Raw genomic sequence first — 11,611 nt, 5'->3', positions numbered from 1 at the left:
TTGCGTTGGTTTCAGGAATTATTGCTCTTTTGAGTTTTTCGATATTTTTATAAGGTGAAAAATGAATGTAAACCTATTTAAATGTTTACATTGAATAATAAGAAAAAGAACCTGGTTTTTAGGGTTCTTTTTCTTATTATGATAATATCTGTATTGTATGAGTTTAAAGTAGAAAAAGAGGGTTAAATGTTGTGTTTTTGTAAGGGATGGAAAGCTTTAACAAGGGTTTCATGTTATTATAAAGAAAGACGTATAAACGAGAAAAACCGCCCATGCTTTGGACGGCAGGCGGTTTTTCATAATAAGGTTGGAATCAACCAATATATATTCTATATACATTCTAACATATAAAAGTTGATTCCTTCCACTAGGGGAGAGAATTATTTTATGACAAAAGTTGTAGATTTTGGACAAGCTGAAAAAAAAGCAATAGAAAGAGATAATAAGATTGATAATATTTATAATCAATTGCAAGCTGGTGGCTATTCAGAAGAAGAAAAAGCAATGCTTTTGCAGTTATTAAGTAAGGCGACTGGAGGAGAAGAGTATTTCATTGCAAAAAAGAAAAAGCCGACGGATCGGGTGAAATTTGTGCAGATTATTATGGATAACTATAATTATCTAAGTGAAATCGAATACTTAACAACATCTGAAAAAGCTTTTTTAATGGATCTTATACCTTATGTAGAGTTTAAAACAAATATTTTAGTTGAAAGGGCTAGCAAAGAGAATGAATTTGATTCTGATAGTGCAACGCCTACTTATTTAGCTAAGAAATTGAATAGAACTAGAGGAAAAGTTTCTCAATTAATGAATGGTTTAATGAAAAAAGGATTATTGGCTGTTGCAGAAACTGGTACAACAACAGAAGATGGACGTATTTGTACAAGCCGTACTTGGTTTGTTAATCCTAATATTATGTGTTGTTCTCCAAAAGACGGAGTGGATAAAGCAACTCAAAGAATCTTTAAAAAAGCACTTAGAAATTTTATAACTGAAGATGGTAAAAAACATAAATTACCAATTTATTTATTTTAAATAAAATATTTTAAAAAGAGAGTGATTTTTTATTGCTTTCTTTTTTTTTATATGATTTTCCATTTTTTAGGTGTTCCATTTTGGGTACACAGGTGTTCCATTTTGGGTACACCCTATGTCTCTTAAACCCTTGATATTACTAACTTTCTTTATTTTCTCTATCTCACTCTTATATATAGGGCTAAAAGTTCCGCAAGGAACAGGTAGTATTTTTGAGAAGAACACTCAAAAATCTCCACCTTTGTTAGAAAAAAGTCGCCTCGTCAATCCTCGGCTAAAGTCAAAGACTTTTCTTTTTTCTAACATCCTTGCGGAACTTTTTTTGGCTCGTTTGCTTCCATCGCCAAGCCGATAAACTCAAAAGTTGGATTTAGGTATATCGGCTTGAGCTACTCATTATACGAGCCAAACCGCTTGATTTAACGTTCCCAAATTAGTTCTTATTCTATTTTTAGATACGCAATACGTGGGGTCTCCCCACACCCCGGCCAGCCTCTACCTCAAAAGTAGGGGGAAGACTAAAAACACTTACGATAAGTAAGTGTTTATTGTGGAAGTGGTTTCTCTCGCTGAGATTCGTAGGAATCGTTGAAATTTAAACGTCTAAATAGATTTGTATTCCGGATTTTAATATTTTTTGGATCAATCATAGATTGCCATGGTTGTAAGTTCTTTTTATTTTCTCTAAGTTTAGTAATTCTACTGATAACATTGTTTAATTCACGCTTATGATCTTGGTTCATTACAATAAAAGTAAAGCTTGTTATCACTGTTGGGAAGCAAATCTTTAATAAAAATTCAATATGATAGATATCAGAAATAAGGTTATTAATTGTGATATAAGATGTCCCTGGTATTGGGATAATATTTGCTACAATCCGTAAGGATTCTTTTTGATTATTAATAAGTAATTTAAGAGAACAACGTGTAGTAAGAATCTTAAAGAGTTCATCTATGAATGTAATAAGTACGTGAAGTTGGGTATCGGGCGTCTCTTCATTTATTAACCACAATCCTCTATTTTCTTTTTTTGTCTTTATGAGAAAGTCTGTTATAAATTCCATATCAAGATTTTTAGGTATTTTGTTGTTTGGAAAGTATTCTCCAAAGTAACGTGTATCTTTTTCTTGTATTGGGTTGATTTGGAAAAAGGGTTCTGTATGTAATAAATAATAATGCTCGTGAGAGCAAAGTAATGCGGTTAATAATATTGGATCTGTATATTGTTTACTTAATTCTAGATAGTCTTCCATGCGGGTAAAATGGCGGAAGAGTACATTTTCTCCAGGTGCAATTGGTAGTACCTTTTTTTCTTGGCCAAAATAATAATAAGCACGATAAGATAAATAAATATATTCCGCACCATAAAAGGATTTAGAACCAATTAACAGTTTATCTTCTAACTCCTTTAATTTTGCATAACCAAGTGTTCTAGATTTATTCTTTTTCCCTTTTTGGTAGCCGAATAAATCTAGGAACTGTGACTTTAACATGTAAGGTTGATGATGGAGCATAAATGTAAATAGATTATGATAATGCTTCATGATAAATAAATGTAATTCATCACTTAATTTTCTCTTATGTGGATCTTCCTGAATGTCATGTAAGTTTAAGATATAGGGTGAATTCGTATTATTCATAATTTCATGTACTGTATAAAAAGTAGGTGGAACGATAAATGTTGGTTGTATTGCCATGTTTTCTCCTCCTATAGTTGTTCATATCCGGATAAAAATGTCTTTGCAAATTCTTGTTTTTGTTGAATATCAATCTCTTTATAGTTACGTGTTGTTACTTCTATGGCAATGTGACCGCTATGGACTTCACTATAGACGGCCCCATCGGGCGTTGGCTGGAATTTCCCTTGCGGATGGGACTCTACTATTCTTTTTTTGAAATCGTCGTATCTGGGGTCTTTCTGAGCTTCTGAATGCAATTGTTTTTCTGTTTTCCATGTTTCTCTTGTTTCTTTTGGTAGAGAGATGTATTTTTCAGAGAGACGAATATCATGTTTGGCATTATTTATACCGGTTTTATATTGATACTCTTTTCCCTCTTTTTTAAACTTTTCTATCCCTTTTTCTCCTAAAACAATTTTTCCTGTACGTTCTTCTAAATATCCGCTATGACAAAGTTTTTTCAGGCGATCTCCTTTGATGTTATATTCTCTTTCCATTTGTTCTCTGGTAGCTGTTCCAGTTTTCCAAAGCATATCCATGCCTTCAATTTCTTTTGTTTTGAGAATCCTTATATGTTTTCGTGGCGCGGCCATAGGGATGCCTCCTGTCTTTGCTATATTTGTGCATTTAATTATTTAGGAATCCATAGCGAAGCTATGTGTCTTTGCTATGTGAACATGTGTACATTTACACATGTTCACATAGTTCGTTTTTTATTAAATAAACATTTGTTTAAACATGTTTATTTAATTTCATTCAAAAAAGCGTAAGCTGGTTTTGAATGAACCAATCTAATAGCAAAAGCTATAGATTGGAAAATACAAAATGTGATGCGGAGCATGAAATTTTGATCAAACAAATAAAAATGCCGGAAGGCGATTTTATTTGTCTTTTTCTAAGAAGCGTCAGCTGATTTAGAAAAAGAATCTGGACAGATGCGAAGCATTCTGGCCAGGAAGTCCCGCAGGGCAAAATACGCCTGAAGACCATTCACTCGGCTTGCCGAGCTTGTTTTTGGTTCAAGCGTAGCGAGAATCAAAAATGAATGCGTCTGACCGCAGGCATGGAAAAGCGTCAGCTTTTATCATGCCAAGGCAGGCGTATTTTGCCCTGCTTGAATCTTGCAGGACGCAGGACGGCAAGATGATCAGTGGATAGGTCTTGAACTTCCCGGTTTTAAGCCGTTAAGGCGATAAACCGGGCTCCCCGTAGGGGAGAATATGTACTTGATTCTATATGATACCAAATAGAATATGATTTAACTATATTATACAATATATTAATTTAAATATAGGGGATTTTGTAATATGAATACATGGGAAAATAGCTAGAGAAGGGCTGATCACTGAGTCCGGAACGTTTATGCCGCGAAAGTCACTTGACCATGAGGGGCACCCTCATGCAAACTCATCAGAGGTGGCCCCAGAAGGGCGGTTTTTGCCCGCTGGGGTTATCTTTGGGAGTTTGAGGGTGTAGAGGCTCGTGGTCAAGTGAATCGTGGAATAAAAAGTGTAGGACGGAACCCCAGGAAAGGGCAAAAATCAAAAGGTATAAGGGATTATTTTTTGTTTTAATCAATTTGATCTGTATTATTTTGTTTAAGGAAGTTTCCTGTATCACTAATTGCTTGAATGGACTTAATTTTAATGTTGATTTTATTTGGTGATTGTATAATTTTATTAGTTGAATTATCTTTTACTTGTACATTTGGCCCAATAATAGTAATTGATTCTTTATCAATATTCATTATAAAACCTTTAATATGAATTTGCTCTAAAAACACTATGATGGGTAAATGAATTAACTGATAATCATGTAAAAGTCTTTGTATTTCATTTGTAACGTCTGTGATATTTCTAGACGTGTCGATTTGATATTTAGATATTTCTTTATTAAATATTAATTGTGAACTATTTTGTTTTATTTTAAATTTTTGTGATTTGAGTTGTGATGCGGAGGGTTTTGGTAATTTTAATAAGACAGTAGAATTTTTTTGTGATTTTAGTGGAGTATTAGCTGTTTCTGGTGGAACCTTAGATTTCTTTTGTGATTTTAGTGGAGTATTAGCTGTTTCTGGTGAAATCGTAGGACTTTTTTGTGATCTTGGTGGAGTGTGAAAAGGAATAGGATTTATATTAAACAATCTGAATTTAGGTTGTTTAATATTTTTTTGATTTGAACAAAACTGACACATCTAAACACCTCCTAGTAAAGGTTGTATTATATAGTAAACATATTATGTAAAAGAGTGATAATAAAAAGGATAATAAACAAGCCAAATTATTTCTTGTATAAGTGATTTTTAAAGCAATATTTTAGACTAATTTATACTAATTAAGATTTTGTAAAATAATATTTAAAAAATGCAATGGGTATTTATAATCCCATTGCATTTTTTGACTTTATTTATTACGCTCCTTGGTCATCACTAACTGATAAAATTGAACTGATTTTAACACTAATTTGGTTTGGATTTTCAAGGTCTTCACCATTAGCATTACTTTCTACTTCAACTTCATCTCCATTACCACGAAGAGTAACAAATTCTTCTCCAATTCGAGTAATAAGACCCTCTACATGGAATGATGGTAAAAATAATACAACTCTTGCTCCAACTAATTGAAATGCACGTAACAAAGCACGGATTTCATCATGATGTTCTGGCATTTATATCATCCTTTCCTATAAATTAAAAAAGTAGAAAAAGAGTTTTTTAAAACTAACTCTCTAACTACTTCTCAAGATAGGATATGTTGGAAAGTGGTTATTGTAATAGACGACTGGGTAATTAAGTTTCAATGTTTTATTAGGGTTTAATTGTCTTTATAGTAAAAAATGCTTAAAGGGTTATTAGTCTTTAAGATTTTAGTTGTTTTAGTGTTTTAAGTAGTGGGTTATGGTTTTTTGGCTAATTTTTAGATTGTAGATTAATAAAAATTATAGAAATATCGTTATGAATAAATATTTAGAGTAAGCTAATATAATGTTCTATGATCGGTAGCAAATATTTGGATAGAATTTTCATTTTTACTAGGTATTTTGTTTCTATGTTTATTTGTCTCTTATAAAATCTTCTATAAAACCCTGATATTACTGACTTTCTTTATTTTTCTTTTCTCACTCGCTATATAAGAACTAAAAGTTCCGCAAGGAACAGGTAGTATTTTTGAGTAAACACCATTCAAAAATCTCTACTTTGTCCGCTTTGCCCCCTCCTTGCAAAACTTTTTTCGGCGGGTTTTTAGTTTTCCTGAAGCCGAACAGACCAAAAACGGGGTTAAGTTGCTCGACTTGGATCAGCAATTATACCCGCCGAAAAAAGTTTTATCGATTTAAATAATAAGCTTATTCCATATTCAGTTACGTTAAGTTCCTGGGGGCTAGCACTTATACCCAAAAACAGGGGGAAATAGCATGATAAAAGATTTTTACACCTTTAGAATCACGTTATTATAAAGAAATTTGGTAGTCTTTAATTAGTCTTTAACTTAACCTCAGACTTAAGGGAGATATATAGATGAACATTGGTAGACAAATACAATATTTTCGTAAACGGGATAATATGTCCCAAGAGAAGTTAGCAGAAAAAATTCATGTTTCCAGACAATCTATTTCCAACTGGGAAAATGAAAGGAACTATCCAGATATTCATAATTTACTAATGATGAGTATTCTCTTTAATGTCTCCCTGGATGATTTAGTTAAAGGAGATGTAAAGATCATGAAAGAAGAACTTCAAAAATCAATTTTTTTTAAGTGGAGTTACATCATGCTAGCATTAATGATTATACTTCCTATTTTTACTGCACCTGTATTTTATTTTTTTGGTTATTATGGTCTTATAATACCTGTGGTACTTGTGATTTTGCTTATGTTTTCATCACAGCAAGTTGAAAATATAAAAAAAGAGCATAATTTAAAAACTTATTGTCAAATAGTTGATTTTATAGAGGGAAAACCTGTAAGTGAAGTAAAGCCTAATATAAAAGATAAATTATTAAAAGTAGGCTTGATGCTTGCAAGTGCTTTACTTAGTTATAGTTTGATTTATTTAGGATTGAGTGTATTTGGAAGATAACTTAGAAATATTGGTTTGGTTTTTTTGATGAGAGTAACATTTTTTTACTCTTTTTGTTTTAGTCTATAAATAAAGATTTATGTGAGGTTTACATAAATCTTTATTTATTAATTTAGGAACCAAGTTAAAACTTTTGCATAATATGTAATTAGGAAAAACAGTTTTGGAAACAAAACGCCCTTTCCATCGGGGTAACCCGAAGGGAAGACCGATGTCTTCCCGCCCTACATAAAAAAAGTCCTCCAGATCGTTTAGCTGGGGGACTTTCGTGTTTACATAATTATCGTTACAGGAAGTTAATTTTTAAAATATGTGATAATTGGCAGCTTTACCATTAAACCAATGACTTCCAATATACTCCTGTGCCTTGTTCTCAAGTTCATTTGACTTGAGTTTTATATCTAAAGCATCTGATGTTAAATAGGTAATAACTCCACCATTATCAACCTTAACACTGTTGTACCAAGAAAAGGATTCTACATTTTCTTTTCTTAAAACTTCTAAAAGAGGGGGTCCAAAATAATTACACCAGAACACTCCTGATATTCGTTCTTGAATTGTACCTGTAACATGTTGGCGATTAACTGCAATTTCATCACTTATGTATCCATACAAGCCATTCGTAAGAATAATAAGATCTTTAAACAGTTCTTGTATTTGAGTCTTATATGCCTTATAAGCCTTTTTCTGAAAATGAAACCATATATAATTCGTTTTTTTCCATGGACAATCCCACCAAACAACATGCATGGTAAAGCCTTGTGTTTTAGATTTTCCAAGCACTCCCCCAGCTTTACCTAAACTTTTATTTGATTCTATATCAAAACATCCTTCATCTTCTAAACACCATATTTCAATACCTTTTTCTTTACTATATTCTTGTTTTAATGGTTCATACAATCCTAGTTTCTCTAGATGTAATCCATGTTTCTCTAGCAAATCAAAAAATTTTGTTGCTAAATCTGTATCATTGAGTTTTTGCAGCGTATCAATCGTTAGCGTTATTCCCATAACTTCACCTCAATTTTATTGTATACCATATACACGATCGGTTAACATAACGTCTCATTATCGGTAGTAAATATTTTGATAGAATCCTTGTTTTTATGGGATTCTTTCTTCTTTTCTATATCAACTCAATATGCAAAATTTTATACATGGTTGATATAGCGGGGATTATAGGGATCCCCGCTATTCTTTTTTTGCATAAAATCTTGTATAAATAAAAAAGAATTTGAAACAAGTGATACGTGAATTATTAGGAAAAAGGGTATATCATTGCTATAGCGAATATATTTTTGAGGTGAGACGCTATGAAGACATTATATAGTCCTGGCGAAGTGGCAGAGCAATTAGGTATCCAATCTAGTACATTACGTAAGTATGCTGATGTACTAGAAAAAGAGGGTTATACTTTCATAAAGAATGAACGTGGGCATAGGAAGTATAGAGAAAGTGATGTAATGGTGTTTCGTAAGGTTATCAACCTAAAGAACGACACAGACATGACATTAGAAAACGCCACAAAACAAATAGTATCATGGCATCAAGGCGTTGAGGTATTGCCATTAGAGCGACATGAAATTGAGCGCTATGAAGAACCGAATTTCAACGCTACAACGCTACAGACGATGCTTCAAGATCAAAATGAGGTCATTGAAAAGCAAAATGAATTACTACAAGAATTAAACAAACGTTTAGTCGAACAAGACCATCGATTCGCACAAAGAGAATCAGAGTTATTGAGCGCTATACAAACGATACAGGAATCCCAAATGCTTATAGCGACGAATACTAGTGAAGACGTAGCGAAGAATCAGGGACGCGATGAAATGCTTATGCAAACAATAAGGGAAGTTCAGGAAGTTAAGAAGATGATTGCAGCAAGTAAAGATAAGAAATGGTATGAGTTTTGGAAATAATCTTTTGCTTCCTCTAAAAAATATAGGAAAATGAATACAAAAGTAAAGCTTAGAGTTATATGTGAACTCTGAGCTTTTTGGGATACTACTGATAATTGGATTTTATGTGAACTAAATCTTAGGAAGAAGGAATTGAAAATGAATAAGAAATGTCCTAATTGTGGTTCTAGAGAAATCGGGCAAGATTCATTAAATGCCCAAGCATGTTTAAGACTTATTAGTACGGATAACCTTTTTAATCAATTTTTAAGAGTGATTGCTGATGTTTGCACGGAGTGTGGTAACATTTTATCTATGAAAGCAGAACATCCAGAGTATTTTAAAGTAGATAAATAAAAATTACTGATAATACAGATTATGTGAACGAGAAATCCCTTAGAAGGAAGATCTGAAGGGATTTTTTTTATAGATTTTGAGATACATGGACTGCTGATAAGTGGGGTTATGTAAACTACTTTCAAATAAAAGTAGAAAAAAGAGATGGTGTCCAGCCATCTCTTTTTTCATATCCGTTAGAAGAGAAAAATTTATATGGATATTTGTAAATGTTCATTGTATTGTATGTGTTAATTTTACTAAAAGTGTTATTGGATTTTATGTATTCGAAATACAGTTTGATTATTCTTCATGGCTCTTATAAACCACGTTTTTACATTGTTTTGAATGTATACTTTCGATAGTGATTTTGGGGGAAAATCGTGAATTACGATAAAGTCAATAAAATAGATGATATGAATGTAAACTAATATTCAAAAGTTTACATTGGTAAAGATATAAAATCGTGCGAAGCTACAAGAATTTTTTGAGTGAGGGAATGAAAAAAACAATATTTTTAGGGTTTTGTATGTAAAATCAGTGGTTTGTTCTTATTTTATTCGCGAGAAGAACATTTTAAATAAACTTAAAATTTGAATATTTATAAATAATTAATTTCCGATGTTGATTTTCCTATCATTTTCCATTAATGTTAGATGTATCAAATTGAAAAGAGGTAAATTTATGAATAAAAAGAAAATTTTAGCATCAATGGCAGCTGCAGTTGTTATTACTTCTGGAATTTTACCAACGGTATCGTCTGCTGAGGAGAATAATACTAGTAATAAAATAGTTCAAAATGCTGAAGTATCACCAGTAACAATTGAAAAATTACATTCAGATTATCAGATTGTTGATGCTAGTATAGAGGGATTAATTCGTACAAATGTTTATGAAAAAAATGGTGAACAGCATATTGTTGTTTTTGATGGTGTAACGGGGAATGTTAAAATTGATAATGTTATACAGGAAGATTTATCATATGAATATGATCCTATTGCAGCAAATAAAAGAAATAATCCAGTTGAAAAGGATAATCCTATAATGAGAGCTGCAGCCCCTAAAGCAGGCTATAAATATGTTGGAACGCTTACAGGTCATACTAAAGAAGCTAAAAATGCTGCAGCCCTCGGATCAACATTAGCTACTACAATACCAGGATTAGGTTGGGGAGCTAAGGTGGCTATCATTTTAACTGGTTATAAAGCTAATGAGAGAATACCTAGTTGTTACTATTCTTATGATTTATATCAAAAAGGTTTTATGACAAACAATTGGTATCAATATTCTACGACTCGATTATATAAAGATAGTAAACGTACAAAGCAGATGGGACAAGCTTGGACAAGCCAACCACAAAAAATCTATTTACCTAATAGTTAATTTTAAAAAAGACTCTTAGTTGAAAACTAAGAGTCTTTTTTTAATTGTTGGTTTTAATAAGTCTATTTATTTTAAATATAATAATTGCCGCAATAATAATAGAATATGAATATATGTATAATGAGGAGATGTTTTCTTCTAACATCCAATATATACAGAAAATAGAGATAGCTATATACATAATAATATCGAAAATAATACTTTTATGGGATTTCATAATATTCATTCCTAACATAATTTTATTTGTTAATGCGCATTACATAATAGTATATCATTAAAACAGATTATAAAGGAGTGAAAATTCTAAATTTTTCCACTCTTGAATTTAGAATTTATTAAAGTTACTAAAAATGATGATTATATATTATTTATTACTGATTTTCTCCAATGTAAACAATTATTCAAAAGATCACTTTCAAAACCATTAAAAAAGAGTCCTGTGTTTATGGGATTCTGTTTTTATTGGTTGATAATATTGTATAAATTAAATATAGAGGATAATATTTAATTTATTAGGTTTATTTTGTTTGGTTGAAGATTAAGATTTAACAAATGTTGATAAATAAGGGGGGTTTAAACGTATATAAAGCTTTTTGACATATTGAAAACAGCTTTTATAAAGATATTTGCTACCATAAATAAATCACCTTGAACTATTTTTGATGTAGAAGGAGCAATCGAAATGAATCTTAGTAAACAAATTAAAAAATATCGAGATAGGGAAGGGTTTTCTCAAGAAGATTTAGCTGAAAAAATTTATGTTTCTCGTCAAACCATTTCAAATTGGGAAAATGAAAGAAGTTATCCTGATATTCATAATTTATTGCTTCTAAGTGTTCTTTTCGATGTTTCTCTAGATGACTTAGTTAAAGGGGACGTAGAAATGATGAAAAATAATCTTCAGCAAGTTAAATTTAATAGGTTGGGCCAGGTAATGGCTATATTTTTGATTTTAGCTGTAGGATCAATAGGATTAGCAATTAAATATTTTGGTAGTTTAGGTTTAATTATTCCAGTTGTTTTTTGGGTAATTGCTATGACAGCTGCTATAAAAATTGACATAATCAAGAAACGTGAAAATATAAAAACATACGCTGAAATTGTTGCTTTTATGGAAAATAAAGATGTGAATGCAGAAAGAGACAAGCGAGATAAGAAAAAATACATCATTCAAAAAACATTGATTGTTGTAGGAG

The 11,611-nt window shown here is 31.4% G+C and carries 11 protein-coding genes; 6 read left to right on the top strand and 5 right to left on the bottom strand.

The genetic code is table 11. The features are described 5' to 3' along the window. Positions 1–387: 387 nt before the first annotated feature. Entirely contained in the window at positions 388–1,038 is a 651-nt protein-coding gene (locus tag QCI44_RS30590) for a MarR family transcriptional regulator (protein WP_353811665.1), read from the top strand. Between the two features lie 545 nt (positions 1,039–1,583). Here QCI44_RS30590 and QCI44_RS30585 read toward each other — a convergent pair. The 4 genes from QCI44_RS30585 to QCI44_RS30570 all read right to left on the bottom strand — a co-directional run bounded on the left by QCI44_RS30585 (position 1,584) and on the right by QCI44_RS30570 (position 5,384). After that, positions 1,584–2,735: a hypothetical protein gene (locus QCI44_RS30585; protein ID WP_353811664.1), complete on the bottom strand. Its 1,152-nt coding sequence runs from the start codon at positions 2,733–2,735 to the stop codon at positions 1,584–1,586. An 11-nt stretch (positions 2,736–2,746) separates the two neighbouring features. Continuing rightward, positions 2,747–3,310 carry a hypothetical protein gene (locus QCI44_RS30580; protein WP_353811663.1) on the bottom strand — a complete coding sequence of 188 codons (564 nt, stop codon included), beginning with the start codon at positions 3,308–3,310 and terminating at the stop codon, positions 2,747–2,749. A gap of 977 nt (positions 3,311–4,287) precedes the next feature. Continuing rightward, positions 4,288–4,911 (bottom strand): hypothetical protein, encoded by a 624-nt coding sequence (locus QCI44_RS30575; protein WP_353811662.1) that lies wholly within the window; start codon positions 4,909–4,911, stop codon positions 4,288–4,290. A 215-nt stretch (positions 4,912–5,126) separates the two neighbouring features. Continuing rightward, positions 5,127–5,384, bottom strand: a complete 258-nt coding sequence (locus QCI44_RS30570; RefSeq protein ID WP_001114056.1) for a hypothetical protein — start codon at positions 5,382–5,384, stop codon at positions 5,127–5,129. An 850-nt stretch (positions 5,385–6,234) separates the two neighbouring features. On the opposite strand from QCI44_RS30570, the gene QCI44_RS30565 reads away from it, so the two are divergent. Next, positions 6,235–6,795: a helix-turn-helix domain-containing protein gene (locus QCI44_RS30565; RefSeq protein WP_353811661.1), complete on the top strand. Its 561-nt coding sequence runs from the start codon at positions 6,235–6,237 to the stop codon at positions 6,793–6,795. A 303-nt stretch (positions 6,796–7,098) separates the two neighbouring features. Here QCI44_RS30565 and QCI44_RS30560 read toward each other — a convergent pair whose 3' ends face one another. Continuing rightward, the gene (locus tag QCI44_RS30560; RefSeq protein WP_097960972.1) at positions 7,099–7,806 is read right to left on the bottom strand and encodes a hypothetical protein; all 708 of its coding nucleotides are present in this window, start codon (positions 7,804–7,806) and stop codon (positions 7,099–7,101) included. A 302-nt stretch (positions 7,807–8,108) separates the two neighbouring features. Between QCI44_RS30560 and QCI44_RS30555 the strand changes: the two genes are divergently transcribed. From QCI44_RS30555 to QCI44_RS30540, 4 genes are all read left to right on the top strand, one after another. Continuing rightward, positions 8,109–8,717: a DUF3967 domain-containing protein gene (locus QCI44_RS30555; protein ID WP_353811660.1), complete on the top strand. Its 609-nt coding sequence runs from the start codon at positions 8,109–8,111 to the stop codon at positions 8,715–8,717. 138 nt (positions 8,718–8,855) lie between these two features. After that, positions 8,856–9,053 carry a hypothetical protein gene (locus QCI44_RS30550; RefSeq protein ID WP_353811659.1) on the top strand — a complete coding sequence of 66 codons (198 nt, stop codon included), beginning with the start codon at positions 8,856–8,858 and terminating at the stop codon, positions 9,051–9,053. 663 nt (positions 9,054–9,716) lie between these two features. Beyond that, the gene (locus QCI44_RS30545) at positions 9,717–10,415 is read left to right on the top strand and encodes a hypothetical protein (protein ID WP_353811658.1); all 699 of its coding nucleotides are present in this window, start codon (positions 9,717–9,719) and stop codon (positions 10,413–10,415) included. 682 nt (positions 10,416–11,097) lie between these two features. Beyond that, positions 11,098–11,611: helix-turn-helix transcriptional regulator (locus QCI44_RS30540; protein ID WP_353811657.1), on the top strand; the 514-nt coding region annotated here is incomplete at its 3' end.

Source organism: Bacillus cereus group sp. RP37 (genome assembly GCF_040459695.1).
Classification (GTDB): Bacteria; Bacillota; Bacilli; order Bacillales; family Bacillaceae_G; genus Bacillus_A.
Note: the sequence above shows the minus strand (reverse complement) of the source record. Positions and strands in the feature narration are given on the sequence as shown.